This window comes from Nocardioides sp. 31GB23 (genome assembly GCF_040012395.1).
In the GTDB taxonomy this organism is placed as follows: Bacteria; Actinomycetota; Actinomycetes; order Propionibacteriales; family Nocardioidaceae; genus Nocardioides; species Nocardioides salarius.
Window position 1 is genome coordinate 1 of record NZ_JBDYKJ010000018.1, and the last position, 25,333, is coordinate 25,333.

General features: G+C 73.3%; 25 protein-coding genes. 13 read left to right on the plus strand and 12 right to left on the minus strand.

The genetic code is table 11. From position 1 onward, the window contains the following. Positions 1-308, plus strand: a 308-nt coding sequence (locus ABKW28_RS07595; RefSeq protein ID WP_348607860.1) for an HNH endonuclease signature motif containing protein, incomplete at its 5' end; no start/stop codon positions are given. A gap of 7 nt (positions 309-315) precedes the next feature. Here the strand turns inward: ABKW28_RS07595 and ABKW28_RS07600 are convergent. Beyond that, a complete protein-coding gene (locus ABKW28_RS07600) occupies positions 316-663 on the minus strand; it encodes a hypothetical protein (RefSeq protein ID WP_348607863.1) in 348 nt (115 codons plus the stop codon). 9 nt (positions 664-672) lie between these two features. Next, the gene (locus tag ABKW28_RS07605; protein WP_348607865.1) at positions 673-1,551 is read right to left on the minus strand and encodes an MFS transporter; all 879 of its coding nucleotides are present in this window, start codon (positions 1,549-1,551) and stop codon (positions 673-675) included. A 69-nt stretch (positions 1,552-1,620) separates the two neighbouring features. Here ABKW28_RS07605 and ABKW28_RS07610 point away from each other — a divergent pair, with 69 nt between their 5' ends. The 9 genes from ABKW28_RS07610 (at position 1,621) to ABKW28_RS07650 (ending at position 12,354) form a co-directional block, all read left to right on the plus strand. Continuing rightward, positions 1,621-2,256 (plus strand): TetR/AcrR family transcriptional regulator, encoded by a 636-nt coding sequence (locus tag ABKW28_RS07610; RefSeq protein ID WP_227491879.1) that lies wholly within the window; start codon positions 1,621-1,623, stop codon positions 2,254-2,256. Beyond that, positions 2,253-3,053, plus strand: coding sequence for a TIGR03084 family metal-binding protein (locus ABKW28_RS07615; RefSeq protein WP_348607868.1), 801 nt, complete (start codon positions 2,253-2,255; stop codon positions 3,051-3,053). Before ABKW28_RS07610 ends, ABKW28_RS07615 begins: the two co-directional genes overlap by 4 nt. Beyond that, a complete protein-coding gene (locus ABKW28_RS07620) occupies positions 3,050-4,816 on the plus strand; it encodes an acyclic terpene utilization AtuA family protein (RefSeq protein ID WP_348607870.1) in 1,767 nt (588 codons plus the stop codon). Before ABKW28_RS07615 ends, ABKW28_RS07620 begins: the two co-directional genes overlap by 4 nt. Continuing rightward, a complete protein-coding gene (locus tag ABKW28_RS07625) occupies positions 4,813-5,958 on the plus strand; it encodes an acyl-CoA dehydrogenase family protein (protein ID WP_348607873.1) in 1,146 nt (381 codons plus the stop codon). The genes ABKW28_RS07620 and ABKW28_RS07625 overlap by 4 nt, the downstream gene beginning before the upstream one ends. Next, positions 5,955-6,437 (plus strand): SRPBCC family protein, encoded by a 483-nt coding sequence (locus ABKW28_RS07630; protein ID WP_348607875.1) that lies wholly within the window; start codon positions 5,955-5,957, stop codon positions 6,435-6,437. Before ABKW28_RS07625 ends, ABKW28_RS07630 begins: the two co-directional genes overlap by 4 nt. After that, positions 6,434-8,032 carry a carboxyl transferase domain-containing protein gene (locus tag ABKW28_RS07635; protein WP_348607878.1) on the plus strand — a complete coding sequence of 533 codons (1,599 nt, stop codon included), beginning with the start codon at positions 6,434-6,436 and terminating at the stop codon, positions 8,030-8,032. Before ABKW28_RS07630 ends, ABKW28_RS07635 begins: the two co-directional genes overlap by 4 nt. 89 nt (positions 8,033-8,121) lie before the next feature. Next, positions 8,122-10,059, plus strand: coding sequence for a biotin carboxylase N-terminal domain-containing protein (locus ABKW28_RS07640; RefSeq protein ID WP_348607880.1), 1,938 nt, complete (start codon positions 8,122-8,124; stop codon positions 10,057-10,059). Next, positions 10,056-11,222, plus strand: a complete 1,167-nt coding sequence (locus ABKW28_RS07645; protein WP_193669506.1) for an acyl-CoA dehydrogenase — start codon at positions 10,056-10,058, stop codon at positions 11,220-11,222. Before ABKW28_RS07640 ends, ABKW28_RS07645 begins: the two co-directional genes overlap by 4 nt. A gap of 22 nt (positions 11,223-11,244) precedes the next feature. Beyond that, a complete protein-coding gene (locus ABKW28_RS07650) occupies positions 11,245-12,354 on the plus strand; it encodes a YihY/virulence factor BrkB family protein (RefSeq protein WP_348607883.1) in 1,110 nt (369 codons plus the stop codon). On the opposite strand, the gene ABKW28_RS07655 is transcribed toward ABKW28_RS07650, so the two are convergent. Continuing rightward, positions 12,311-13,081: a tyrosine-protein phosphatase gene (locus ABKW28_RS07655; protein WP_227491914.1), complete on the minus strand. Its 771-nt coding sequence runs from the start codon at positions 13,079-13,081 to the stop codon at positions 12,311-12,313. The two genes, ABKW28_RS07650 and ABKW28_RS07655, sit on opposite strands and share 44 nt — an antisense overlap. A gap of 67 nt (positions 13,082-13,148) precedes the next feature. Here ABKW28_RS07655 and ABKW28_RS07660 point away from each other — a divergent pair, with 67 nt between their 5' ends. Continuing rightward, positions 13,149-13,688: a hypothetical protein gene (locus ABKW28_RS07660; RefSeq protein ID WP_348607885.1), complete on the plus strand. Its 540-nt coding sequence runs from the start codon at positions 13,149-13,151 to the stop codon at positions 13,686-13,688. 166 nt (positions 13,689-13,854) lie between these two features. Continuing rightward, positions 13,855-14,697, plus strand: a complete 843-nt coding sequence (locus ABKW28_RS07665) for an SDR family NAD(P)-dependent oxidoreductase (protein WP_204797219.1) — start codon at positions 13,855-13,857, stop codon at positions 14,695-14,697. A 4-nt stretch (positions 14,698-14,701) separates the two neighbouring features. Here ABKW28_RS07665 and ABKW28_RS07670 read toward each other — a convergent pair whose 3' ends face one another. The 9 genes from ABKW28_RS07670 to ABKW28_RS07710 form a co-directional block, all read right to left on the minus strand. Beyond that, positions 14,702-15,271, minus strand: coding sequence for a protein-L-isoaspartate O-methyltransferase (locus ABKW28_RS07670; protein ID WP_348607888.1), 570 nt, complete (start codon positions 15,269-15,271; stop codon positions 14,702-14,704). Positions 15,272-15,330: 59 nt separating this feature from the next. Beyond that, on the minus strand, positions 15,331-16,146 hold the full coding sequence (locus ABKW28_RS07675) for a DUF1295 domain-containing protein (RefSeq protein ID WP_348607891.1): 816 nt from the start codon (positions 16,144-16,146) through the stop codon (positions 15,331-15,333). A 1-nt stretch (position 16,147) separates the two neighbouring features. Then, positions 16,148-17,428 (minus strand): cyclopropane-fatty-acyl-phospholipid synthase family protein, encoded by a 1,281-nt coding sequence (locus tag ABKW28_RS07680; protein WP_193669511.1) that lies wholly within the window; start codon positions 17,426-17,428, stop codon positions 16,148-16,150. Beyond that, the gene (locus ABKW28_RS07685; RefSeq protein WP_348607894.1) at positions 17,425-18,699 is read right to left on the minus strand and encodes a class I SAM-dependent methyltransferase; all 1,275 of its coding nucleotides are present in this window, start codon (positions 18,697-18,699) and stop codon (positions 17,425-17,427) included. Before ABKW28_RS07685 ends, ABKW28_RS07680 begins: the two co-directional genes overlap by 4 nt. Continuing rightward, positions 18,696-20,744 carry a DUF1365 family protein gene (locus ABKW28_RS07690; RefSeq protein ID WP_348607896.1) on the minus strand — a complete coding sequence of 683 codons (2,049 nt, stop codon included), beginning with the start codon at positions 20,742-20,744 and terminating at the stop codon, positions 18,696-18,698. Before ABKW28_RS07690 ends, ABKW28_RS07685 begins: the two co-directional genes overlap by 4 nt. 1 nt (position 20,745) lies before the next feature. After that, on the minus strand, positions 20,746-21,474 hold the full coding sequence (locus ABKW28_RS07695; protein WP_307822946.1) for an anti-sigma factor: 729 nt from the start codon (positions 21,472-21,474) through the stop codon (positions 20,746-20,748). After that, positions 21,471-22,079 carry an ECF RNA polymerase sigma factor SigK gene (gene sigK, locus ABKW28_RS07700; RefSeq protein ID WP_348607899.1) on the minus strand — a complete coding sequence of 203 codons (609 nt, stop codon included), beginning with the start codon at positions 22,077-22,079 and terminating at the stop codon, positions 21,471-21,473. Before sigK ends, ABKW28_RS07695 begins: the two co-directional genes overlap by 4 nt. Before the next feature lie 38 nt (positions 22,080-22,117). After that, positions 22,118-22,771 carry a fasciclin domain-containing protein gene (locus tag ABKW28_RS07705; RefSeq protein ID WP_348607901.1) on the minus strand — a complete coding sequence of 218 codons (654 nt, stop codon included), beginning with the start codon at positions 22,769-22,771 and terminating at the stop codon, positions 22,118-22,120. Positions 22,772-22,898: 127 nt separating this feature from the next. After that, positions 22,899-24,500, minus strand: coding sequence for a molybdopterin-dependent oxidoreductase (locus ABKW28_RS07710; protein ID WP_348607904.1), 1,602 nt, complete (start codon positions 24,498-24,500; stop codon positions 22,899-22,901). A gap of 62 nt (positions 24,501-24,562) precedes the next feature. Between ABKW28_RS07710 and ABKW28_RS07715 the strand changes: the two genes are divergently transcribed. Further along, positions 24,563-25,333: an enoyl-CoA hydratase family protein gene (locus ABKW28_RS07715; RefSeq protein ID WP_348607906.1), complete on the plus strand. Its 771-nt coding sequence runs from the start codon at positions 24,563-24,565 to the stop codon at positions 25,331-25,333.

A 25,333-nucleotide genomic window follows, 5' to 3' on the forward strand; every position in this document is an offset into this window, starting at 1 on the left:
CGCCCCGCTGGATGCGCGACCTGGTCACCCGCCGCGACACCCACTGCGTCTTCCCGTTCTGCGACACCGGCTCCCCGTGCTGCGACCTCGACCACATCAGTCCCTACGTCCCCATGGACGAAGGCGGTCCACCCGGCCAGACCCACCCACAGAACTTGGCGCCGCTGTGTCGACACCACCACCGGGCCAAGACCGAGGAGCGCTGGACCTACCAGCGCACCGACCACGGCGACTACCTCTGGCGCGACGACCACGGGCACAGCTACGCCGTCACCACCCACGGCACCCTCGAGCTGACCGGACGCTGACCCCTGCTCAGCTCCGGCCGGTCGCCTCGGGCTCCGCGCCGGTGAGCCGGACGTCGGTGACGGTGCGTCGGGTGGCGGCGACCGCGCCGACCAGCACGGCCAGGGCGAAGCAGCCCAGCTGCACCCGGCCGGCCCCGAGAGCGAGGGCCAGTGGCCCGACGGCGAGCTGGCCGATGGGCGTGGCGACGAAGGAGAAGAACCCGTCGATCGACATGATCCGCGACAGCATCGCCTCGGGCACCTTCTCCTGCACCGTCATGTTCCAGGCCAGGTCGAGCAGGCTCAGCGCCGCGCCGGCGATGACGAAGGAGGCGGTGAGCAGCCAGGTGCTCACGTGGGTGCCGAGCACCAGCATCGGCAGGCATCAGATCGGGAAGGTGATCATGATCGTGCGCAGCGGCACCTTCAGGCTGACACGGGCCAGGAAGAACGCCGCGACGAAGACGCCGACCGCCTGGCCCGAGCGGGCCAGGCCCCAGCCCGTGCTGCCGATCGTGTCGTCGGCGATGCTCGGGCCGAGCACCCCGATGGCGCCGCTGACGAGCGCGTTGAACACCAGTGACGCCGACGCCGCCGGGATCACCCAGCCGAGCTCACGGGCGAAGGCCCACCCCGCCACGAAGTCGCCCAGCACGCTCGTCGCGGCGCCGCCGCGATCGCCCGGTGGCAGCCGCACCAGCGACAGGAACCCCGCCGCCACGAGGTACGTCGCCGCGTCGAAGGCCAGCGCCCAGCCCGGGCCGGCGGTCGCGACGAGCAGCCCCGAGAGCGCCGGGCCCAGGATGCCCACCGCGCTCGACGCCTGTCCGATGAGCAGGAAGGCCGCCTTGCGCTCCGCGACCGGCAGCAGGATCGGGACCATGCCCAGGAATGCCGGGTAGCTCACCGCGAAGACCGTGCCCGCCACGAACTGCAGGACGGCCAGGTGCCACACCTCGGCCAGGCCGGTGACGACCAGGAAGGCCGTCAGTCCCTGCGCGACGCCCAGCACCAGGTTGCAGCCGCGCAGCACGACCGCCCGCGGCAGCCGGTCGGCGATCGCGCCGCCCAGCAGCATGAACACCACCGACGGCACGCTCCACGCCGCGAGCACCACACCCAGGTCGGCTGCCGAGTCGCTGATCGCGAGCACGGCGAACGCCAGCGCCACGCCCGACATCGACGACCCTGCACGGTTCACGACCTGGCCGATGAAGAAGTAGCGGAAGGCAGGGGTGGCGAGCGGGGACAGGCGGGTGCTCACCCGGGAAAGTAAAGCCCACTTCTGGCGCCGGCGCCCGGGTCAACAAAAGTCAGGCTTGACTGTTTGTTGATGAGCCACCAGGCTGTGCTCGTGACCAGCGCCCCCACCCGTGTGCCCCAGGGCGAGCGCACCCGGCTGATGCGGGCGCGGCTCCTCGACGCCACCGTCGAGCTGCTGGTCGAGCGCGGCTTCGCCGGCACCACGACCACGCTGGTCAGCGAGCGGGCCGGGGTGAGCCGCGGGGCCCAGCTGCACCACTTCCCGACCAAGAACGACCTGGTCGTCGCCGCCGTCGAGCACCTCACCGAGGTGCGCGGCGCCGAGCTGGCCGCCGCCGCGACCGCGCTGCCGCCCGACGTGCCGCGCACCCGGGGCGTGCTGCAGGTGCTCGCCGACCACTTCACCTCCCCGGTCTTCGTCGCCGCCCTCGAGCTGTGGGTGGCCGCCCGCACCGACCCCGGCCTGCACGCCTCCGTCGGTCCGCTCGAGCAGCGGGTGGGTCGCGACACCCACCGCCTGACCGTCGACCTGCTCGATGCCGACGAGTCCGTCGACGGGGTCCGCGAGCTGGTGCAGGCCACCCTCGACCTGGTCCGCGGCCTCGGCCTGGCCAACACCGTCACCGACGACGCCGCCCGCCGCGCCCGGATCCTGGACCGCTGGGCCGACACGCTCGACACCACCCTCACGAGGAGAACGCGATGAGTGACCTGCTCGAGGCCCTGCTGGGCGACCTGCGCGCGGAGGGCGACCAGCTCTGGTCGACCGTCGCCGGGCTCGACGCCGACGGCTGGGCCACGCCCACCCCGGCACCCGGCTGGAGCGTGGCCACCCAGGTCGCCCACCTGGCCTGGACCGACGAGGTCGCCGCCCTGGCGGCCCGCAGCCACACCCCCGAGGGCAAGGCCGCCTGGGACGAGGTCGTCCTCGCCGCGATGGCCGACCCCACCGGCTTCGTCGACACCGCCGCCGTGGAGGTGGCCCGCCTGGCCCCCGAGGCCCTGCTCGCCCGCTGGGGCAAGGCCCGCGAGGAGCTGACCATCGCGCTGCGCGAGGTGCCCGCAGGCGAGGAGATGCCCTGGTTCGGCCCGCCGATGTCGCCGACCTCGATGGGCACCGCCCGCTTCATGGAGACCTGGGCGCACGCCCTCGACGTGTACGACGCCCTCGGCCAGCGGCACGAGCCGACCGACCGCGTCCGCCACGTCGCCCACCTCGGGGTGCGCACCCGCGACTTCGCCTACTCCGTGCACGAGCAGCAGCCGCCCGCCCAGCCGTTCCGCGTGCAGCTCGTCTCGCCCTCGGGGGAGACCTGGGCCTGGGGGCCGGAGGAGGCCACCCAGACCGTGACCGGGTCGGCGTACGACTTCTGCCTGCTCGTCACCCAGCGCGTGCACCGCGACGACACCGACCTGGTAGCCACCGGCGCCGACGCCGAGCACTGGCTCACCATCGCGCAGGCCTTCGCCGGCCCCGCCGGCCCCGGGCGGGAGCAGCGATGACGGGCACGCTCGCGCCGACACTGCTGGTCGGCAACTGCTCCGGCTTCTACGGCGACCGGATCTCGGCGATGCGCGAGATGCTCGAGGGCAGCCTCGAGGACGGGCGCACCCTCGACGTCCTCACCGGCGACTACCTCGCCGAGCTGACCATGCTGATCCTGGGCAAGGACACGATGCGCGACGAGTCCCTCGGTTACGCGCGCACCCACCTGCGCCAGCTCGAGGACTGCCTGGGCCTGGCGCTCGAGCGCGGCACCCGGATCGTCTCCAACGCCGGCGGCCTCAACCCCGCCGGGCTCGCCGCCAAGGTCCGCGAGGTCGCGCGGGGCCTGGGCCTCGACGTTGCCGTCGCCCACGTCGAGGGCGACGACCTGCGCGCCCGCGCCGCCGAGCTCGGCCTCGACGGCGCCCTGACCGCCAACGCCTACCTCGGCGGCTTCGGCATCGCCCGCGCCCTCACCGCCGGCGCCGACGTCGTGGTCACCGGCCGCGTCACCGACGCCTCCCTGGTCGTCGGCCCCGCCGCTGCCCACTTCGGCTGGAGCGCCGACCAGCACGACGAGCTCGCCGGCGCCGTGGTCGCCGGCCACGTGCTCGAGTGCGGCACCCAGGCCACCGGCGGCAACTTCAGCGGCTTCCGCTCGCTCGCCGCGGCCGGCGTCGACCTCTCGCAGCCGCTCGGCTTCCCCGTCGCCGAGATCGAGGCCGACGGCTCCTCGACCATCACCAAGCACGCCGGCACCGGCGGCGCGGTCACCGTCGACACCGTCACCGCCCAGCTGGTCTACGAGATCCAGTCCACCCGCTACCTGGGCCCCGACGTCACCACCCACCTCGACACCGTGCGCCTCGAGCAGGTCGGCCCCGACCGGGTGCGGGTCAGCGACGTCGTCGGCGAGGCACCGCCCGAGCAGCTCAAGGTCTGCGTCAACGAGCTCGGCGGGTGGCGCAACACCGTCGAGCTGGTCCTCACCGGCCTCGACGTCGAGGCCAAGGCCGACTGGGTGCGCGAGCAGCTCTCGCCGCGGCTCACCGCCCAGGAGGTCACCTGGAGCCGGCCCACCGCGCCCGCCGCCGACGCCGACACCGAGGAGGGCGCCTCGGTGCTGCTGCGCTGCACCGTCACCGACCCCGAGCAGGGCCCCGTCGCCAAGGCCTTCACCGGCCCCGCGGTCGAGCTCGCCCTCGGCTCCTACCCCGGCTTCACGATGACCGGCCCGCCCGCGGCCCCCACGCCCTACGGCGTCTACCGCGCGGCGTACGTCGACCGCTCGGCCGTCGAGCACGTCGTGGTGCTGCCCGACGGCACCCGCGAGAGCGTGCCCGACCCGACGGCGTACGCCGAGGCCGACCACACGCTGGGCCTGCGCCCCTCGCCGTACCCCGCGCCCGCCGACACCCTCAACCGCCGGCTGCCGCTGGGCACCTTCGTGCACGCCCGCTCCGGCGACAAGGGCGGCGACGCCAACCTGGGCCTGTGGGTCTCCCACGACGGCCCCGACGACAAGTACGCCGCCCGGGTGACCTGGCTGGCCAAGATCATCAGCCCGCGCAAGGTCCGCGAGCTGCTGCCCGAGACCGCCGCGCTGCCCGACGAGGCCATCGAGGTGCACGTGCTGCCCAACCTCGGGGCGGTCAACGTCGTCATCAAGGGGCTGCTCGGGCGCGGGGTGGCCGCCTCGACCCGCTTCGACCCGCAGGCCAAGGGCCTCGGCGAGTGGGCCCGGGCCCGCTCGGTGCACATCCAGGAGGGACTGCTGTGAGCGAGATCCACGAGCTCGGCGCCGAGTTCGCCCGCCGGGAGGTCGTCGACCACCTGCAGGAGTGGGAGGACGCCGGCACCATCCCGCGCGAGCTGCACGCCGCGGCCGCCAAGCAGGGGCTGCTCGGCCTGGCCTTCCCCACCGAGGTGGGCGGCGAGGGCGGATCGATGCTCGACACCGTCGACCTGCAGGAGGGGATGCTCTCCGCCGGCGCCTCCAGCGGCCTGCTCGCCGGGCTGTTCACCTCGGGCATCGCGCTGCCCCACATGGTCGCGGCCGCCGGCCGCGGCGAGGCCGGCGCCGACGCGCTGGTCGACCGGTTCGTGCGGCCCACGCTGGCCGGCGAGCTGATCGGCTCCCTGGCGATCACCGAGCCGGGCGGCGGCTCCGACGTCGCCGGCCTGCGCACCACGGCCGTCCGCGACGGCGACCACTACGTCGTCAACGGCGCCAAGACCTTCATCACCTCGGGCGTGCGCGCCGACTTCGTGACCACCGCGGTGCGCACCGGCCAGCCCGGCCACGCCGGCGTCAGCCTGCTCGTCGTCGAGCGCGGCACGCGCGGCTTCACCGTCGACCGCTCGCTGCGCAAGATGGGCTGGCACTGCTCCGACACCGCCGAGCTGTCGTACGCCGACGTGCGGGTGCCGGTGGGCAACCTCGTGGGCGCCGAGGGCTCGGGCTTCTACCAGATCGCCGAGCAGTTCGTCTCCGAGCGGATCGCCCTGGCGGTGCACGCCTACGGCATCGCCGCGCGCAGCCTCGAGCTGACCGCCGCCTACTGCCGCGAGCGCGACACCTTCGGCAAGCCGCTGGTGGCCAACCAGGTGGTGCGCCACAAGCTGGTCGAGATGCACCGCCAGGTCGAGGTGGCGCGCACCTACACCCGCGCCGTCGTCGAGCGCGGCGCGAGCGTGGCCGAGGCCTGCCTGGCCAAGCAGACGGCCTGCGACGCGGCGACCTACGTCTGCGACCAGGCGGTGCAGCTGCACGGCGGCACCGGCTACATGCACGGCACCGAGGTCGAGCGGCACTACCGCGACGCCCGCATCCTGCCCATCGGCGGCGGCGCCACCGAGGTCCTCACCGACCTCGCGGCCAAGCTGCTGGGCTACGCACCCACGAGAGGCGAGAGCCGATGATCCTGGACCGACTCGTACCCCCGATGACCGGTGAGGTCACGGTGGCCATGGACGCCCCGCCCGAGGAGGTGTGGGCCCTGGTCAGCGACGTGACCCGGATCGGTGAGTTCTCGCCCGAGACCTTCGAGGCGCGCTGGACCCGCGGCTCCACCGGCCCCGAGGTCGGTGCCAGCTTCAAGGGCCACGTCAAGCGCAACGGCGTCGGGCCGACGTACTGGACGCCCTGCCAGGTCACGGCCTGCGAGGAGCCGCGGCTCTTCGAGTTCAGCGTCGGCACCGACGACGTGACGGTCAACAGCTGGGGCTACCGCATCGAGCCCGACGGCGCGGGCGGCTCGCGGGTCACCGAGTACTTCCGGCTCTCGGCCGCGCTGCCGTTCCGGGCCTACTGGCTGGTGCTCGGCCGACTGCGCCGGCGCACCAACGCCAACGGCATGCGCACGACCCTGGAGAGGATGAAGCAGGTGGTGGAGTCATGAGCGGCAACCGCGAGGCGATGCTGGAGAAGCTGTCGTCGCTGGCCGAGGAGCAGGACAAGGCCGTCGCGGGCGGGGGCGAGCGCTCGGTCGCACGCCACCACACCCGAGGCAAGCTGCTGCCGCGCGAGCGCATCGAGCTGCTCGTCGACGAGGGCTCGGCCTTCCTCGAGCTCTCGCCGCTGGCCGGCTGGGGCTCCGACTTCACCGTCGGCGCCTCCGTGGTCACCGGCATCGGGGTCGTGGAGGGCGTCGAGTGCGTCATCACCGCCAACGACCCCACCGTCAAGGGCGGCGCGAGCAACCCGTGGACGGTCAAGAAGATCTTCCGGGCCGCGCAGATCGCCGAGGAGAACGGGCTGCCGACGGTCTCGCTGGTCGAGTCGGGGGGTGCCGACCTGCCGACCCAGAAGGAGATCTTCATCCCCGGCGGCAAGCTCTTCCGCGACCTGACCCGGGCCAGCGCCCGCAAGCAGCCCACGGTCGCGCTGGTCTTCGGCAACTCCACCGCCGGCGGCGCCTACGTGCCCGGCATGAGCGACTACACCGTGATGGTCAAGGAGCAGGCCAAGGTCTTCCTCGGCGGCCCGCCGCTGGTCAAGATGGCCACCGGCGAGGAGTCCGACGACGAGTCGCTGGGCGGCGCCGAGATGCACGCGCGCACCTCCGGGCTGGCCGACTACCTCGCCGAGGACGAGCGCGACGCCATCCGGATCGGGCGGCGGATCGTGGCCCGGCTGAACCGTCGACGCACCGGTGGTTTCGAGACGGGACTTCGTCCCTCCTCAACCACCGTGGGGTACGCCGAGCCCGACGCCGACCCCGACGAGCTGCTCGACCTCGTGCCGGCCGACCTCAAGGAGCCCTTCGACCCGCGTGAGGTGATCGCGCGGGTCTGCGACGGCGCGGGGCCGGGCAACGCGGTGGCCTTCGACGAGTTCAAGCCGCTCTACGGCACCTCGCTGGTCACCGGCTGGGCCCGCCTGCACGGCCGACCGATCGGCATCCTGGCCAACGCCCAGGGCGTGCTGTTCAGCCAGGAGGCCCAGAAGGCCGCCCAGTTCGTGCAGCTGGCCAACCAGTCCGACACCCCGCTGCTCTTCCTGCACAACACCACCGGCTACATGGTCGGCAAGGAGTACGAGCAGGGCGGCATCATCAAGCACGGCGCGATGATGATCAACGCGATCAGCAACTCCTCGGTGCCGCACCTGACCGTGGTGCTCGGCGCCTCCTACGGCGCCGGCAACTACGGCATGAACGGGCGCGCCTACGACCCGCGCTTCCTCTTCACCTGGCCCTCGGCGAAGTCGGCGGTGATGGGCCCCGCCCAGCTCGCCGGCGTGCTCTCGATCGTGGCGCGCGCCGCGGCCGAGGCCAAGGGGGCGGCGTACGACGAGGAGGCCGACGCGGGCATGCGCGCCTTCATCGAGTCCTCGGTCGAGGAGCAGTCGCTGCCGCACTTCCTCTCCGGGATGCTCTACGACGACGGGGTCATCGACCCCCGCGACACCCGCACCGTCCTGGGCATCTGCCTGTCCGTCATCGAGAACCAGCCCTGGACCGGCGCCGCCGGCTACGGCGTCTTCAGGATGTGAAAGCACCCCATGACGTTCTCCGCTCCTCCGCTTCGCTCCTCCGCGAACAACGCCACGGGGACCCCGAGGCCCCAGACAGAGGTGTACTCATGATCCAGCGACTGCTGGTGGCCAACCGGGCCGAGATCGCCTCGCGGGTCTTCCGGACCTGCCGGGCGCTGGGCATCGAGACCGTCGCCGTGCACTCCGACGCCGACGCCGTCCTGCCCTACGTCGCCGAGGCCGACGCCGCCGTGCGGCTGCCCGGCAACGCGCCGGGCGAGACCTACCTGCGCGCCGACCTGGTGCTCGAGGCCGCCCGGGCCGCGGGCGCCGACGCGATCCACCCCGGCTACGGCTTCCTCTCCGAGAACGCCGACTTCGCCCGCGCCGTCGAGGCCGCCGGGCTGACCTGGGTCGGCCCGGCCCCCGCCTCGATCGAGCAGATGGGCTCGAAGATCGAGTCCAAGAAGCTGATGGAGGCCGCCGGGGTCCCGGTGCTCACCGACCACACGGTCGAGACCGCCACCGAGGCCGACCTGCCGCTCATCGTCAAGGCCTCCGCCGGTGGCGGCGGGCGCGGCATGCGCATCGTCCGGTCGCTGGCCGACCTGCCCGGCGAGGTCGCGAAGGCCACCGCCGAGGCCGAGTCGGCCTTCGGCGACGGCACCGTCTTCGTCGAGACGTACGTCGAGGCCGGCCGTCACGTCGAGGTGCAGGTGCTCGGCGACGGCCGCGGCGCCGCGGTCGCCGTCGGCGAGCGCGACTGCTCGCTGCAGCGCCGCCACCAGAAGGTCGTCGAGGAGTCGCCGGCCCCCGGGCTGCGACCCGAGGTCGCGGCCGCCATGCACGAGGCCGCGGTGGCCGCGGCGACCGCGATCGACTACCGCGGCGCCGGCACCGTGGAGTTCCTCTACGACCCGGCCACCGAGCGGTTCTTCTTCCTCGAGATGAACACCCGGCTGCAGGTCGAGCACCCCGTCACCGAGCTGGTGCACGGCCTCGACCTGGTCGAGCAGCAGCTGGCGGTCGCCGAGGGCCACGACCTGCCCACGGTGCCCGCTGCGCAGGGGCACGCGATCGAGGTCCGGCTCTACGCCGAGGACCCCGCCGCCGACTACCAGCCGCAGAGCGGCGTGCTGAGCCGCTTCGAGATCCCCGGCGCGCTGGGCGAGGAGCCGGGGGTGCGCGTCGACGCGGGCTTCACCAGCGGCTCGGTCGTCTCCACCCACTACGACGCCATGCTGGCCAAGGTGGTCGTGCACGCCGCGACCCGCGAGGCCGCCGCCCGGCGGCTGGCCGGAGTCCTCTCGCGGGCCCGGATCCACGGGCTGGTCACCAACCGCGACCTGCTGGTCGCGGCGCTGCGCGAGCCCGACTTCGTCGCCGGCCGGGTCAGCACCGGCTTCCTCGCCGAGCACCCCGACGTGTTCGCCGGGGCCGAGGCCGACCCCGGGGCACCGGTCGCAGCCGCGCTGGCCCTGGCCGAGCGCACCCGCGCCGAGCGCACCGTCCAGCACGGTGCCCCGGTCGCGTGGCGCAACGTGGTCTCCGCGCCGCAGCGCACCGAGCTCGAGGCGCTCGGCGCCGACGAGCCGGTGGTGGTGCAGTGGTGGGGCGGCCGCGACGGCTACTCGGTCGAGGGCTTCCGCGTGGTCTCGGTGAGCGCCACGGCCGTGAGCCTCGAGCGCGACGGCGTGCGCACGACGTACGACGTGACGCTGAGCGGCCCGACCCACCGCGCGGTCGTCGACGTCGACTCCCCGCGCGGGCACCTGCGCCTGGTGCGGGTGCCGCGCTTCACCGACCCGGCCGACGCGGTCGCCAGCGGCAGCCTGCTGGCGCCGATGCCCGGCAGCGTCGTGAAGGTCCTGGTCGCCCAGGGCGACGAGGTCGGCGCCGGTGACCCGGTGCTGGTGCTCGAGGCGATGAAGATGCAGCACACGGTCAGCGCCCCCACCGACGGTGTGGTGGTCACGCTCGACGTACGACCCGGCTCGCAGGTCGCGGCCGGAGAGGTCCTGGCAGTAGTGGAGGAGAAGCAATGAGCACGCACGCGTTCACCGAGACCGAGGAGCGCCAGGAGCTGCGCAAGCAGGTCGCCAAGCTGGCCGCGACCTACGGGCGCGACTACTTCGTCGAGAAGGCCCGCTCCGGCGGCAAGACGACCGACCTGTGGATGGCGATCGCCAAGAACGGCTACCTGGGCATCAACATCCCCGAGGAGTACGGCGGCGGGGGCGGCGGCATCGGCGACATCGCCGCGGTCTGCGAGGAGCTCTCGGCGCAGGGCTGCCCGCTGCTGCTGATGGTGGTCAGCCCCGCGATCTGCGGCACCATCATCGCCCGCTACGGCACCGAGGAGCAGAAGCAGAAGTGGCTGCCCGGGCTGTGCGACGGCACCGGCACGATGGCCTTCGCGATCACCGAGCCCGACGCCGGCACCAACACCCACAACATCACCACCACCGCGCGCCGCGACGGCGACGGCTGGGTGCTCAACGGCCGCAAGATCTGGATCTCCGGCATCGACGAGGCCGACAACGTGCTGGTCGTGGCCCGCACCGAGGACGCGCGCACCGGCAAGCTGAAGCCGTGCCTGTTCGTGGTGCCCACCGACGCCGAGGGCTTCGAGGCCAACGCGATCCCGATGGAGATCGTCAGCCCCGAGAACCAGTTCCAGGTGTTCATGGACGACGTGCGGCTGCCGGCCGACGCGCTCGTGGGAGACGAGGACGGCGGGCTGGTCCAGCTCTTCGCCGGGCTCAACCCCGAGCGGATCATGGCGGCGGCCTTCTCGCTGGGCCTGGCGCGCTACGCGCTGCGCCAGGCGACGGCGTACGCCAAGGAGCGCGAGGTCTTCGGCCAGCCGATCGGCGCCCACCAGGCGATCGCGCACCCGCTGGCGCAGAGCCACATCGAGATCGAGATGGCGCGGCTGATGAACCAGAAGGCCGCCGCCCTGCTCGACGCCGGTGAGGAGATGGCGGCGGGGGAGGCCGCCAACATGGCCAAGTACGCCGCCGCCGAGGCCGCCTGCGACGTCGTGGACCGCGCCGTGCAGACCCACGGCGGCAACGGCGCGAGCCAGGAGTACGGCATGGCGGGGCTGCTGGTGGCCACCCGTGTGGGCCGGATCGCGCCGGTCAGCCGCGAGATGATCCTCAACTTCGTGTCCATGCACTCGCTGGGGCTGCCGAAGTCCTACTAGTCGACCAACTAGCGTGGGGCGGGTGGGAAGAGTCCTGGACGGTGCCGACCGGTTCCAACGACGCTTCCCGCCCGTCTCCGTGCCGCTCGCGGTCTTCTACAAGTACGTCGACGACCAGGGCCCCTACCTGGCCGCGATCATCACCTACTACGGGTTCATCGCGATCTTCCCGCTGCTGCTGCTGGCCACCTCGATCCTCGGCTTCCTGCTGCAGGGCAACCCGGGGCTGCAGGAGGCGGTGCTGAGCTCGGCGCTGCGCCAGTTCCCGATCATCGGCGACGAGCTCGGCCGCCCCGAGGGCCTCAGCGGCTCCACGACGGCGGTCGTCGTCGGTGCCCTCACCGCGACGTACGGCGCCCTCGGGCTGGGCCAGGCGCTGCAGAACGCGCAGAACATCGCCTGGGCGGTGCCGCGGCACAATCGGCCCAACCCCGTGGTGCTGCGGCTCAAGAGCCTGGTGCTGCTGGCCTCCGCCGGCGTCGCCGTGCTGGGCGTCTCGGTGGTCTCGGCGCTCGGCTCGGAGACCGACATGCTCGGCGTGAGCGTCGACGGGTCGCTGCGCTGGGTGGTGCGGCTGGTCACGATGCTGCTCGTCGGCGCGGTGCTCACGGCGCTGTTCCGGCTGGCCGCGGCCCGGCGGCTCAGCGTGGGCCAGGCCGCGCCCGGCGCCTTCGTGGTGGCCGCCTTCTGGCAGGGCCTGCAGTGGCTCGGCACGCTCTACGTCACCGCGGTGCTGAGCGAGACCGACGGCATGAACGGCACGTTCGCGCTGGTGCTGGGCCTGGTCGGGCTGATCTACATCGCGGCGGTGATGGGCGTGATCGGGATGGAGGTCAACGTCGTGCTGGCGCGCCGCCTCTACCCGCGCGCGCTGCTGACGCTCTTCATCGACAAGGTCGACCTGACCCCCGCCGACAAGCGGGCCTACGCCTACTACGTGCGCTCGCAGCGGCACAAGGTCAACGAGGTCATCGACGTGCAGTTCAGCGAGGACGAGCCGGCGCCGCCCGACCCCGAGGAGCTGCGCCGCCAGCCGCCCACGACCGTGCTCGACGTACCGGCGCCCGGTGCGGGATCCGGTGCGGGATCTAGCGCAGACGCGCCACCAGCGCCGCCACCGTCTCGCGACTGAGCCCCAGCCCCTCGACGGCGTACGTCGCGTGGTCGCCGTGCTCGGCGCGCACCCGCTCGTCGGCGGCCGCGAGGTAGCCGGCCTCGGCGACCATGACGCTCTCGTAGACCGGGACCTTCTCGGGGCCCAGGTGCTCGGCGACCATCGCGAGGTACTTCTCGCGGGTGCCGTTGACCTCGTTGGTGCGCAGGTAGTCGGCGAGCACCGCCTCCTCGGGGACCCCCGCCAGGCGCAGCAGCAGCGCGGAGGCCCAGCCGGTGCGGTCCTTGCCGGCGGTGCAGTGGAAGACCTGGGGCGCCGCGCCCGCCGCCAGGCGGGTCAGCAGCTCGGCGAAGCTCACCCGCGCCAGCTCGTCGTCGACGAAGCCGCGGTAGACCGCGCGCATCGCCTCGTCGGCCTCCTCGCGGCTCGACAGCGCCACCACCTGGTCCATCGGGATGCCCGGCACCGGCAGGTGGTGCCAGCTGGCGCCGGCCACCTCGATGTCGGGGTGGGCGTCGACCTCGTGCTGCTCGCGCAGGTCGAAGATCTCCCCGAGCCCCAGGGCGCCCAGCCGGTGCACGTCGGCGTCGCTGAGCTGCAGCTCGTTGGAGCGGTAGAGCACGCCCGGACGCAGCGGCGCGCCGTCCGCGGTGCGGTGACCGGGCCCCGCCAGGTCGCGGAAGTTGTCGGCGGAGGCCAGCCGCACCAGCTCGTGGCCAAGGTCGCCGGTCTCGCCGGGGGACATCTCGCTCACGCCCGGAATCCTGCCAGGTGGCGCCCCACCCGGGGGGCGGGTGCCGCAGGATGGGGCGATGGCCTGCTCGCGCATCCTCGTCGTCGGCTCGCCCGGCACGGGGAAGTCCCGGATCGCGGTCGAGCTGGGCGCCCGGCTCGGCCTCCCGGTCGTGCACCTCGACCGGCTGTTCCACGACCCGGCGCACGGCTACGCCGACGACCGGCCGCGCTGGCGCCGGCACGTGGTGGAGGAGCTGGTGACGCAGCCGCGCTGGGTGATGGACGGCCACTACGCCTCCACGTTGGCGCAGCGCATCGCCGCGGCCGACCTGGTGGTGCACCTCGACCACCCCACGCGCACGGCGCTGCGCGGCGTCGTGGCCCGCCGCTGGGGTCGGGGCCAGAATCGGCCGGACGTCCCCGAGGGGTGGCGGGAGCGGGTGTCGTGGGAGCTGCTGGTCTCGGTGCTGAGGTTCCGGTCGACCGAGCGGGCGAGGATCGCCGAGCTGGTGGCCGCGGCGCCGCACCCGCCGGTCGTCGTACGCCTGGGGTCGCGGGCCGAGGTGAGGCGCTGGCTGCAGGGCGTCGACGGGCGGCCGGCCGCGGACGTTGGTTGAGCAGCGAGGGCAGAAGGCTCGAGCGTCGCCGGAACCGGGTGACTCCATGGCGTACGGCGAGTGGTTGCGGTGGGCGCGGTGCTTGCGGGGTCTCGGCGTCGCTCGTCGCTGGCGCTCCTCCCTGCTCGACCAACGGTGACGTTGGTCGTCTCACTAGGCTCGAGCCATGACTGAGCAGACGATGGCGGGCCGCACGGTCCTGGTGACCGGCGCGAGCGACGGGATCGGCGCGGAGGCGGCGCGGGTGCTGGCCGCCGAGGGGGCCACGGTGCACGTGACCGGGCGCAGCGCCGACAAGCTGCGGCCGGTGGCCGAGGCGGTCGGCACCGAGCCGCTGGTCGCCGACTTCTCCCGCCTCGACGACGTACGCCGCCTGGCCGAGCAGGTCGGCGAGCGGGTCGGCAGCCTCGACCTGCTGCTCAACAACGCCGGCGGCACCTTCTCGCCCGCGCGGCGCACCCACGACGGCCATGAGCCCAACTTCCAGGTCAACCACCTGGCGCCCTTCCTGCTCACCCAGCTGCTGCGGCCCCGCCTCGCCGCGGCCGGCGGCTCGCTGGTCGTCAACACCTCGAGCATCGCCAACCTGATGGGCCGGGTCGTGCTCGACGACCTCGACTACGAGCGCCGCCGCGCGATCGAGTTCCCGGCGTACGGCACGGGCAAGCTGATGAACATCCTCTTCACCCGGGGCATCACCCAGCGCTGGGCCGACGACGCGATCCGCTCCGTGGCGGTGCACCCGGGTCCGGTCGGCAGCTCGTTCGGCCGCGACTCGTGGCTGGTCGGCCTGCTCTACCGCTCGCCGCTCAAGCGGTTCGCGACCATCACCGTCGCGGACGGTGCCGCGCCCCTGGTCGCGCTGGCCCACCGGGGCCCCGACCCCGAGATCGACGGTCGCTACTTCAGCCGCTTCACCATCGACGGCCGCGAGAGCCGCCAGGCCCGCGACCAGAGCCTCATCGACGGGCTGTGGGAGCGCTCGGCCCAGCTCACCGGCCTCGCCTGAGGCGCTACCTCAGGGGCACGAACCGGTAGCGGCCGTGCCGGGTCAGGTGGTCGCGGCCGTCCCGACGCTCGACGAGCACCATCTCGCCCGCGACCGGCACCACCATCCGGCCCGGGTCGGCGAGCTGGTCGAGCAGCGGTTGCGGCAGCTCCCGGGCCTCGGCCGAGACCAGGATCGCGTCGTACGGCGCCTCCGCGGGCCGGCCGAGCCCGTCGGGGTCGGCCTGCTCGACCCGCACCCGCGGCACCTGCCGCGCCGCGAGGTTGGTCCGGGCCATGGCGACCAGGGCGGGCTCGAGCTCGACACCGAGCACGGTCCCCGACGGGCCGACCAGCCACGACAGCAGCGCGGTGGTCCAGCCCGACCCGCAGCCCACGTCGAGCACCCGGTCGCCCGGGCGCGGGTCGAGCAGGCGCAGCATGTCGGCGACCGTGCGGGGCTGGCTGTTGGTCTGGCCGTGGCCGATCTGCACCGGGGCGTCGTCCCCGGCGCGGTCGCGCTGTCCCGGCGGCAGGTAGTCGCCGCGGGCCACGACCCGCATCGCCTCTGCCACCTGGTCGGACGTCGACGGCATGCTGCCATTCTCCCCAGCAGCGCAAGTCCGGGCCGGGTCAGCGCGAGATATGGGCCGGGTCAGCGCGGGGGGCGGGGGAAGAACATCGGCACGCGGGCGGCGTACTCGTCCCAGCCCTCGCGCTGGCTCATCTTCTTCTCCAGCAGCTTGGCGCCGGTGACGTTGCGCAGGAAGAGGGTCATCGCGACCGGGCACAGCACGGTGGCCAGGGCGGCGACCCAGCCGGTCGAGGCGGCGGCGGCGAGCCACAGGCCCCACCACACGCAGGCGTCGCCGAAGTAGTTGGGGTGGCGGGTCCAGCCCCACAGGCCCTGGTCCATCACCGGCGGGCGCTCGTCGCGCGGGCGCGACATGTAGTCGTTCAGCTGGCGGTCACCCACCGCCTCGAAGACCAGCCCGACGCCCCAGACCACGACGCCGAGCACCAGCACCCACGCGTGCTCGAGCGCCAGCACGGCGCCGACCGCGACCGGCACCGAGACGAACCACTGGGCCACCCCCTGCACCAGGAAGACCCGGCGCACAGCGGTGCCGATCCCGACCTCCTGCAGCGAGCCGCCGAGCATCTCCTGGTAGCGGGGGTCCTCCTCGCCGCCGTGGGCGCCGAGCGCGCGGCTGCGCACGTGCCAGGCGAGCCGGCCGCCCCACGCCGCGACCATCGCCAGCACCAGCCAGCGGTGCCCGTCGGCCCCGTCGGCGCCCAGGCCGACCAGCGCGGTCACCAGGGCGACCACCACGAAGCCGAGGCCCCACGCGACGTCGACGACCGCGACCACCCCGAGCTGGCGGGCCCGCAGCGCCGTCGCGGTCATCACCACCACGACGCAGGCCAGCCCGGCCAGCAGCGAGACGGTCAGGGCAGTCGCGGTGTCCATGTCACCAGTCTCGTACAGACGGCAGGGTGTGCGTGCCGCCCGGGCGCACCATCAGCACCTGGTCGACGCCCATCCGGCCGTCGCGGAAGGCCATCGCGCCGCCGACGAGGTAGAGCCGCCACACGCGCACGACCTCCTCGCCCACGAGCTTGGTGAGCACCTCGACGTTGGACTCGAAGCGCTCGAGCCACCCCGCCACCGTGAGCACGTAGTGCTCGCGCAGCGCGTGCACGTCGCGCACCTCGAGGCCACCGGCCTCGAGGAGGCCGACGGTCTCGCCGACGGGGCGCATGTGCATGTCGGGGGCGATGAAGCTCTCGATGAAAGGCCCGCCGCCGGGCCACCTGCCCGCGCGCGACATCTGCTGCACCAGCACCCGCCCACCGGGGCGGACCGCGTCGTGCAGCACCTTCGCGTACGTCGGGTAGTTGCCCTGGCCGACGTGCTCGCCCATCTCCAGGGAGCCGACCGCGTCGTACTCCTGGCCCGGGGCCGGCACCGCGTCGCGGTAGTCCTGCAGCCGGATCTCGACCCGGTCGCCCAGGCCGCGCTCGGCGATCCGGGCGTCGATGAACTTCTTCTGCTCCGCGGCGATGGTCACGCCGGTGACCTGGGCGCCGAAGTGCTCGGCGGCGTGCAGCGACAGCGAGCCCCACCCGCAGCCCACGTCGAGGAAGCGCATGCCGGGCTCGAGGCCGAGCTTGGTGCACACCAGGTCGAGCTTGGCGCGCTGCGCGTCCTCGAGGGACTGCTCGGGGGAGGAGTGGTAGCCGCACGAGTAGGCCATCTGCGGCTCGAGGATCAACGAGTAGAACTCGTTGGACAGGTCGTAGTGGAACGAGATCGCCGAGCGGTCGCGCACCTTGGAGTGCAGCCGGCCGCGGACCCGCGCCTGCGAGGCCGGGTTGGCGGGCGGGCGGCCCAGGACGCCCAGGCCGGCGGCGGTGCGCACGGCCTCGACCAGGGCGCGCGGGGAGGGTCGCACGCCGGAGAGGCCGCGCTCGCGGGCGACCGCGAAGGAGTGGGTCAGCGCCGAGTCGAGGTCCCAGCCGTCGACCTCGGGCACGTCGAGCTCACCGGTGACGTAGGCCTGGGCGGCCCCGAGCTCGCCCGGGTGCCACAGCAGGCGGCGTACGGCGTCGGGGCTGCGCAGCTCGACGGTCGGCACCGAGCCGTCGGCCGGGCCGGTCGCGGAGCCGTCCCACGCCACCAGGCGCACCGGGAGCGGCCCGCGCAGGAACGGCTCGAGCGCGAGGGCCAGCCGCTGCGCGACCCCGTTCACGAGTCCTCCGGACGCGACAGGACCAGCTGGTTGACGTCGATGTAGCCCGACGCGAAGCCGGCACGGGAGTACTCGAGGTAGAAGTGCCACATCCGCACGAACACCTCGTCGAAGCCGAGGGCGGCGACCTCGTCGGGCGAGCCGAGGAAGGCGTCGTCCCACAGCCGCAGCGTGGCGGCGTAGTGCTGGCCGAAGGCCTGGCGCTCGACCAGGCGCAGCGAGGTCTGCTCGTGGGTGATCTGCTCGATCACCGACACCGAGGGCAGCAGCCCGCCGGGGAAGATGTACTTGTGGATCCAGGTGTAGGTGTTGCGGGTGGCCAGCATCCGGTCGTGCGGCATCGTGATCGCCTGGATCGCCACCACCCCGCCCGGCGCCAGCACCTTGTCGATGGTGCGGAAGTACTCGCCCCAGTAGTCGTGGCCCACCGCCTCGATCATCTCCACCGAGACCACGGCGTCGTACTCGCCGGTGACGTCGCGGTAGTCGCAGATCTCCACGTCGACCAGGTGGCCCAGGCCGGCGGCCTCGATGCGGGCCTGGGCCAGGTGCTGCTGCTCGACCGAGAGCGTGATGGTGCGCACCGAGGCGCCGCGGCGCGCCGCGCGGATCGCGAGCTCGCCCCAGCCGGAGCCGATCTCGAGCACCCGTGATCCCGCGCCGACCTTGGCGCGGTCGAGCAGCCGCTCGATCTTGTTGGCCTGCCCGGCCTCGAGGTCCTCGGCCCGCGCGGCGGCGGGGCTGGTCTCGAAGAGCGCCGAGGAGTAGCTCATCGTCGGGTCGAGGAACAGCTCGAACAGGTCGTTGGACAGGTCGTAGTGGTGCGCGATGTTGCGCTGGCTGTTCGACCTGCTCGAGCGCATCCAGCTCGGTGGCCGCTTGACGACCAGGGCCCGGGCCTTCTGCAGGTTCTGCGGCACCAGGTGCTGGATCTCGGCGGCCAGCACCGTCAGGAAGCCACCCAGGTCGGGTGCGTCCCAGGCGCCGGTGAGGTAGGCCTCGCCGAAGCCGATGAGCTGGTGGCGGCCCACGCGCGCCCACAGCTCGTCGGGGCGGTGCACGGTCATCTCGGGGCCGCCGCGGCCGATGGTGCGCCGGCCCTCGGGGAGGTCGAGGTGCACGGTCACGTCGAGGCGGCTCACCGCGGCGACGAAGAGCCGCTGGGCGATGGCCGCGGAGACGCGGGCGCGGGGTCCGGAGGGGACGACGTCGAGGCCGGGCCAGCGCTCCGCCTGCGGCGGGCTGGTGGGTCGGGACGGGGTCATGGTCATCGCGAGACGCCTTCCTGGTGGTGCGCGGGTCGCTGTCGGATCGGGAGTCGGCGCAGCCACAGCCACACCCCGTGCAGCCGGATCAGCGCGGATCCTCGCAGGGCGGCGGGTGCGGCGCGCAGGGCGCTGCTGGTGCTCCGCTTCCCCGTCAGCGACGCGCTGAACCGTGCGTCGCCGTCGGAGTGCAGGGTCACGGCGATGTCGAGGCTCTCGCCGGGCACCGGCACCGCCAGCTCGTAGTGGCCGTCGGTGCCGTGGAACGGCGAGACGTACATGGCCTTGCCGGTGCGGGCGCGGCCCTGCTCGTCGGGCTGGACGAGGTAGGCGTGCCGGTCGCCGTAGGTGTTGTGCACCTCGACGACGCAGGCCTCGACGCCGCCGTCGGGCGCGAGCGCCCAGAAGACGGTGATCGGGTTGAAGCAGTAGCCGAACGCCCGCGGCTGCGCGGCCATCAGCACGCGGGTGTCGCGGCGCAGCGTGACGCCCTGCAGGTCGAGGAAGTGCTCGACGTTCTCGCGGATGCTGCGGTCGGGGGAGCCCAGGTGGTCGCGGGCCTCGAAGGAGCCGCGCAGCCACGACGTGGACTTGTGGTCGGGCAGGTCGTCGAGGTCGACGAGCCAGGTGTGCGAGTGGTGCGTGAACGCGCGCCTGAACGGCGTGCGGCGCTGGTGGCGGATGGTGGTCTCGTAGATGACGCCGGCCTCGACGTCGGCCGCGGTCGCCTGCTCGGGCCAGGTCAGGCCCAGCCGCTCGACGGCCCGCAGCCCCGAGCGGGCGCCGTCCTCGTGGAAGCCCCACCCGTGGTAGGCGCCGGCCAGCGCGACCCGGTCGGTGTCGAGCTCGCCGAGGCGGGCCTGGGCGGCGACCGAGGCGGGGGTGTAGAGCGGGTGCTCGTACTCCATCCGGTCGATCACCGTGGCCGGGTCGACGAGGTGCTCGCCGCCGAGGGTGACCAGGTAGTGGGTGTCGGTGTCGAGGCGCTGCAGACGGGTCAGGTCGTAGGTGACAACGACGCCCTCGACACCGTCGGGGCGCTCCTGCGCGTCGGAGGGACGCAGGAAGTTCCACGACGCCCAGGTGCCGCGCAGCCGCGGCAGCACCGAGGTGTCGGTGTGCAGGAGCGCGGTGTTGGGCGAGTAGGGCAGCGCGCCGAGCAGCTCGCGGTGCAGCGGCGTCGGCTCGGCCAGCATCGCCAGGGTCTGCGAGGGGTGCGTGGCCAGCACCACGGCGTCGTACGACGCGGTGGCACCGTTGCCGTCGGTGACCTCGACGCCACCGGGCGTCTCGAGGACCGAGGTGACCTTGGTGCCGAGCCGCACGTCCTGGAGCACCGCCCCGACCCGCTGCACGTAGGTGTGCGAGCCGCCGGTGACGGTGCGCCAGGTCGGCGAGCCGAAGATGCTCAGCATCCCGTGGTGCTGCAGGAAGCTGAAGAGGTAGCGCGCGGGGTACTCGAGCGAGACCTCCGGGTCGCACGACCAGACCGCGGCGACCATCGGCTCCATGAAGTGGCGCACGAAGAAGTCGCTGAAGCCGCCGTCGGCGAGGAACTCGCGCAGCGTCCGCTCGTCGCTGCGCCCCCGCTCGTCGGTGGCCGCGAGCAGGGCGCGGGCCCGGCGGTGGAAGCGGGGGATCTCGGTGAGCATCCGCAGGTACGCCGGGCGCGCCAGGTGGCCCCGCGAGGGGACCACCCCGCGGCGCCCCAGGGCACCGGCCCACTCGAGGTCGGAGTCGTCGTCGCGGATCGACATCGACATCTCGGACTGCTGGGTGGGCACGCCGAGCTCGGCGAAGAGACGCAGCAGCGTGGGGTAGGTGCGGCGGTTGTGCACGATGAAGCCGGTGTCGATGCCCAGCTCGTGCTGGCTGCCGTCGGGACGGGTCTCGGGCACCCGGTGGGTGTCGGCGTGCCCGCCGAGACGGTCGTCGGCCTCGTAGAGCGTGACGTGGGCGGTGCGCGAGGCGACGTACGCCGCGGTCAGCCCGGCCACGCCGGAGCCGACCACCGCGACCCGTCGGGGCGCAGCCGGGGTGGGACCGACCACGTCAGGCCTTCGCGAAGTCGATGACGATGGCCGACTCGAAGTTCGGGGTGGTGGACCCGCCCTCGGGCTCCACGGTGATGCCGACCGCCTCGGCGGTGGCGGCGTCGCCGGAGAGCAGCACGACGTTGTCGGGACCCTTGGGCATGAACCCGGCGGCCTTCATCCGGCCGTCGCGCTGGAGCCACAGCTCGTAGACCAGGCCCTCGCCGGGGTCGGCCATGTCCTCGGTGACGATGACGGCCTGGCCCAGCGAGACCGATCGGGTCACGGTGGCCTTGGCGCCGTCGTCGAAGGTGCGGGTGACGGTCTCGGCGTCCTCGGCCTGGAGGACCTGGGTGACCGCCTTGGGGGTCGCCACGACCTCGCCGGCCTCCTGCACCGAGGAGTCCTCCCACGGCTGGGTGACGGCGACGACGCCGCCGACGCCGAGCAGCGCTACCACTGCAGCTGCGGCGGCGACCAGAACCGGAAATCGACGGGTCCGGCGGACCTCCTGCACCAGCGGGGGCAGGGGACGCACGGTGGCGACGTCGGCGAGCAGCCGCTCGCGCAGCGCCGCCGGCGGGGCGACCGGGGCGACCTCGGACAGGACGCCGGAGGCCTCGCGCAGCGAGTCGACCTCGTGGCGGCACTCGGCGCACTCGGCGAGGTGCCGCTCGAAGTGCATCCGCTCGATGTCGTCGAGGGCGTCGACGGCGTAGGCGCCGGAGAGCGCGTGGACGTCGTTCACTGGCCTACTCCCATCGTGTCTCGCAAGCGGATCAGTCCGTCGCGTATTCGTGTCTTGGCTGTGCCGACCGGAAGGTCGAGCATGCTGGCCACCTCGGTGTGCGTGTAGCCGCCGAAGTAGGCCAGCTCGAGGGCCTCGCGCTGCACCGGGGTGAGCGTCGTGAGGGCCTCGCGGACCCGGCGGGCCTCCATCGAGGCGTGGGCCGCCTCGGCGGTCGAGTCGTGCTCGACCGGCTGGTTGTGCTGGTGGTACGTGGTGTCGCGCCGCGTGGACGCCTCGGCCGAGCGGACCCGGTCGACGGCCTTGCGGTGCACGATCGTGAGCAGCCACGACAGCGGGCTCCCGCGGTCGGGGTCGAACCTGGCGGACTGGCGCCAGACGTCGAGCATGGCCTCCTGGAGGACCTCCTCGCTCTGGGCCGGGTCGCGCACGACCCGGAGCACCAGGCCGAAGGCCCGGGAGGCGACCGCGTCGTAGAGCTGCGCGAACGCCTGCTGGTCCCCCCTGGCGGAGGAGCGCAGCAGATCTGCGAGGTCGGGGGGCGCGGCCCCGCCGGCCGGGGACCCCTGGGGATCCCCGGCGACGGTCAGCCTTGGCTCAGTCACGTGCTGATCTTCTCGCGTTGATGCTCAGTCGCGAAAGATCAGGGCATCAGCACGGCGTCGACGACGTACACGGTGGCGTTGGCGGTGGGGATGTTGCCGCACAGCACGTTGGCCGGGGTGTCGCCGTTCTGGACGGTCATGCCGTCGGTGTCGCCCTCGATGGTGAGGGTGTCGCCGTTGAGCGTGTCCTGCTCGCCCACGACGGCCTCGGGGTCGAGCTGCTCGCCGATGACGTGGTGGGTGAGGATCGCGGTGAGGGTCTCCTTGTCGGCGAGGACCGCGTTGAGGTCCTTCTCCGGGATGGCCGCGAACGCGTCGTCGGTGGGAGCGAAGACCGTCAGGGCCTCGGCACCGTTGAGGGTGTCGACGAGCTCGGCCTCGCCCACCGCGGTCACCAGGGTGCCGAGCAGCGGGTTGTTGCTGGCGGCGGTGGCGACCGGGTCCTGGACCATGCCGTCGAAGGAGCCGGCACCGTCCTGCGGCACGGCCGAGCAGGCGTCACCGAAGGTCTGGTCGCCGGCGGAGGCCTCGGCGGTCTCCTCCTCGGTGGGCTCGTCGGTGGTCTCGGAGCTGGTGTCCTCGGACGCGGTGCTGGTCTCGTCGGCGTCGTCGCCACAGGCGGCGAGGCCGAGGGAGAGGGTGAGGGCCGTGGCGGCCAGGGCGCCGGTGCGCTTGAAGGTGGTGTTCTTCATGGGGAATCGTGCCTTTCGTTGGCTGAACTTGGTGGCTGAACACTGGTTGTTCGGTGCTGCCCCGGGCCCGGATTGGCCGGATGGGGGCAGATCGTGCGGATCTGCTGTGAGCCGGGTCACGCACGCGTCACGTGACGGTGACGCGCAGCTCCTGGATGCCGCTCGCGCCCTCCGGGAAGGGCATGGCACGAGCGGGGGTCTGGGTGGTGCCGTCGCCGCTGATGGCGCGCGCGGCGACGGTGTGGCCGCCCTCGCTGGCGTCCCAGCGGTAGAACCACTGGCGCCAGTAGTCGTTGTTGACCGATGGACCCATCTCGGCGTCCTGCCAGGCGCCGCCGTCGATGCGTACCTGCACCTTGTCGACGCCGCCCTTCTGCTGGGCCCAGGCCACGCCGCCGATGACGTTCTCGCCCACCGGCAGCTCCTCGAGCGCGTTGGGGGTGTCGATGCGGGTCGAGACCTTGATCGGGGCGTCGGTGGCCCAGTCGCGGTCGGTCCAGTACGCCGACTTCTCGGCGTAGGTCGTCAGGGTGATGCGGGTGATCCACTTGGTGGCGCTGATGAAGCCGTAGAGGCCCGGCACGATCATCCGGGCGGGGAACCCGTGGGCGCGCGGCAGCGCCTCGCCGTTCATCCCGATCGCGATCATGGCGTCGCGCCCGTCGGTGGCCAGGTCGAGCGGGGTGCTGATGGTCATCCCGTCGAAGTCGGTGGAGTAGATCTGGTCGGCGGTGTCGCCGACGCCGGCCATGTCGAGCAGGTCGGTCAGGCGCACCCCGAGCCAGCGTGCACCGCCGACGAACTCGCCGCCGACGCTGTTGGAGACGCAGGTCATGGTGATGTCGCGCTCGATCAGGTCCATCTCGAGCAGGTCGTCGAAGGTCAGCGTGATCTCGCGCTCGACGTCGCCGTCGATGGTCAGCGTCCAGCTGTCCTGGTCGACCACGGGGGTGTCGAGGCGGGTGTCGACGCGGTAGAAGTCGGCGTTGTCGATGCGCAGCGGGGTGATGCCCTCGACCTGGCCCTCGAGGCCCTGGGGGAAGGGGTCGGCCGGCGAGGCCGGGTCGGGCAGGGCGATGTCGACGTTGCCGCTGCGCAGGCCGGTGATGAAGCGACCCGCTCCGCCCAGCACGGCGGCCGCGGCGGCGAGGGCGCCCGCGGCGACCAGGACGCCCCGGCGGCTCGCGCCGGTGCCCGCCTCGCGGGGCTGGCCGGGCTGGCCGGGCTCGGCCGCGCTGGTGGCGGACGCCTTGGCGTGCAGCCACCACAGCGACGCGACGCCGGTGACGGCGGCGACCAGGCTGGGCAGCAGCTCGGTGACGCTGCCCTGCACGACGGCGGCGGCCGCGGCCAGGGCGACCAGGGCGACCAGCAGGCCGGCGCCCAGCGCCAGGCGCCGGCGGGCCAGCACGCCCGCCACCCCGGCCAGGACGAGCACGACCAGCACGACGGAGCCGACCAGGATGATCTTGTCGGCGGTGCCGAACTGGCGGATCGCCCACTCCTTCATCGGGGTGGGGGTCAGGTCGATGACCTGCGAGCCGACGGCCAGCACCGGCGACGACGAGGGGGTGGTCACGGCGGCGACGAGGTGGGCCGCGGCCATGCCCAGCAGGGTGGAGACGACGCCCAGGCCGGCCCACAGGGCGGTGCCGGCGATCCGCTCTGATCGCGGCGGTCGGGGCGAGGCGCCGGGGTCGGGGGTGCGGTCGGACGTGGAGGTGGCCATGGAGGTGGTTCGGAGCGGGCCCCCGCGCCGGATGCCTGCGCGGGCGCGGCAGGATGTGGCGCATGTCGCACGAGAACACCCCTGACGAGCCCCTGGTCCGCTACGAGGTGGCCGATGGCGTCGCCACCGTCACCCTCGACTCCCCGCACAACCGCAACGCGCTCTCGAGGCGCCTGGTCACCGAGCTGCTGGCGGCGCTCGAGCGCGCCGCCGCCGACGAGGCGGCCCGGGTCGTGGTGATCGCTGCCACCGGCAAGGTCTTCTGCTCGGGCGCCGACCTCTCGGAGGCCGCGGGCGGCTCGATGGAGGAGGGCGCGCTCACGATCGTCGCGATCCAGCGCGCCGTGGCCGCGCACCCGAAGCCGGTCGTGACCCGCCTGCAGGGCCCGGTGCGCGCCGGCGGCATCGGCCTGGTCGCGGCCAGCGACGTCGTGGTCAGCGCCGAGGGCGCGACCTTCGCCCTGACCGAGGTCAAGCTCGGGCTGGCCCCCGCCGCGATCTCGCTGACCGTGCTGCCCCGGATGACCAGCCGGGCCGCCTCGCTGGCCGCGCTGGGCGGTGAGGTCTTCGACGCCGCGGCGGCGCTCGAGCACGGCCTGGTGACCCGGGTGGTGCCCGCCGAGGGTCTCGACGCGGCCGTCGAGGAGGTCTGCGCCTCGTTGGCGAGCGGCTCGCCGCAGGGCCTGCGCGAGACCAAGGCGCTGCTCAACCGCGACCTGCTGGCCCGCATCGACGAGCGCGGTCCCGAGCTGGCCGCCCTCTCGGCGCGCCTCTTCGGCTCCGAGGAGGCCAAGGCGGCGATGACCGCCTTCCTGGCCCGCGGCCGGGGCTGA

Excerpts from the sequence above, each read along its gene's own strand:
- ABKW28_RS07600 (WP_348607863.1), bottom strand. The coding sequence starts at position 663 with ATGCTGGTGCTCGGCACCCACGTGAGCACCTGGCTGCTCACCGCCTCC.
- ABKW28_RS07610 (WP_227491879.1), top strand. The coding sequence starts at position 1,621 with ATGAGCCACCAGGCTGTGCTCGTGACCAGCGCCCCCACCCGTGTGCCC.
- ABKW28_RS07615 (WP_348607868.1), top strand. The coding sequence starts at position 2,253 with ATGAGTGACCTGCTCGAGGCCCTGCTGGGCGACCTGCGCGCGGAGGGC.
- ABKW28_RS07620 (WP_348607870.1), top strand. The coding sequence starts at position 3,050 with ATGACGGGCACGCTCGCGCCGACACTGCTGGTCGGCAACTGCTCCGGC.
- ABKW28_RS07630 (WP_348607875.1), top strand. The coding sequence starts at position 5,955 with ATGATCCTGGACCGACTCGTACCCCCGATGACCGGTGAGGTCACGGTG.
- ABKW28_RS07635 (WP_348607878.1), top strand. The coding sequence starts at position 6,434 with ATGAGCGGCAACCGCGAGGCGATGCTGGAGAAGCTGTCGTCGCTGGCC.
- ABKW28_RS07640 (WP_348607880.1), top strand. The coding sequence starts at position 8,122 with ATGATCCAGCGACTGCTGGTGGCCAACCGGGCCGAGATCGCCTCGCGG.
- ABKW28_RS07645 (WP_193669506.1), top strand. The coding sequence starts at position 10,056 with ATGAGCACGCACGCGTTCACCGAGACCGAGGAGCGCCAGGAGCTGCGC.
- ABKW28_RS07655 (WP_227491914.1), bottom strand. The coding sequence starts at position 13,081 with ATGTCCCCCGGCGAGACCGGCGACCTTGGCCACGAGCTGGTGCGGCTG.
- ABKW28_RS07660 (WP_348607885.1), top strand. The coding sequence starts at position 13,149 with ATGGCCTGCTCGCGCATCCTCGTCGTCGGCTCGCCCGGCACGGGGAAG.
- ABKW28_RS07665 (WP_204797219.1), top strand. The coding sequence starts at position 13,855 with ATGACTGAGCAGACGATGGCGGGCCGCACGGTCCTGGTGACCGGCGCG.
- ABKW28_RS07670 (WP_348607888.1), bottom strand. The coding sequence starts at position 15,271 with ATGCCGTCGACGTCCGACCAGGTGGCAGAGGCGATGCGGGTCGTGGCC.
- ABKW28_RS07675 (WP_348607891.1), bottom strand. The coding sequence starts at position 16,146 with ATGGACACCGCGACTGCCCTGACCGTCTCGCTGCTGGCCGGGCTGGCC.
- ABKW28_RS07685 (WP_348607894.1), bottom strand. The coding sequence starts at position 18,699 with ATGACCATGACCCCGTCCCGACCCACCAGCCCGCCGCAGGCGGAGCGC.
- ABKW28_RS07705 (WP_348607901.1), bottom strand. The coding sequence starts at position 22,771 with ATGAAGAACACCACCTTCAAGCGCACCGGCGCCCTGGCCGCCACGGCC.
- ABKW28_RS07710 (WP_348607904.1), bottom strand. The coding sequence starts at position 24,500 with ATGGCCACCTCCACGTCCGACCGCACCCCCGACCCCGGCGCCTCGCCC.
- ABKW28_RS07715 (WP_348607906.1), top strand. The coding sequence starts at position 24,563 with ATGTCGCACGAGAACACCCCTGACGAGCCCCTGGTCCGCTACGAGGTG.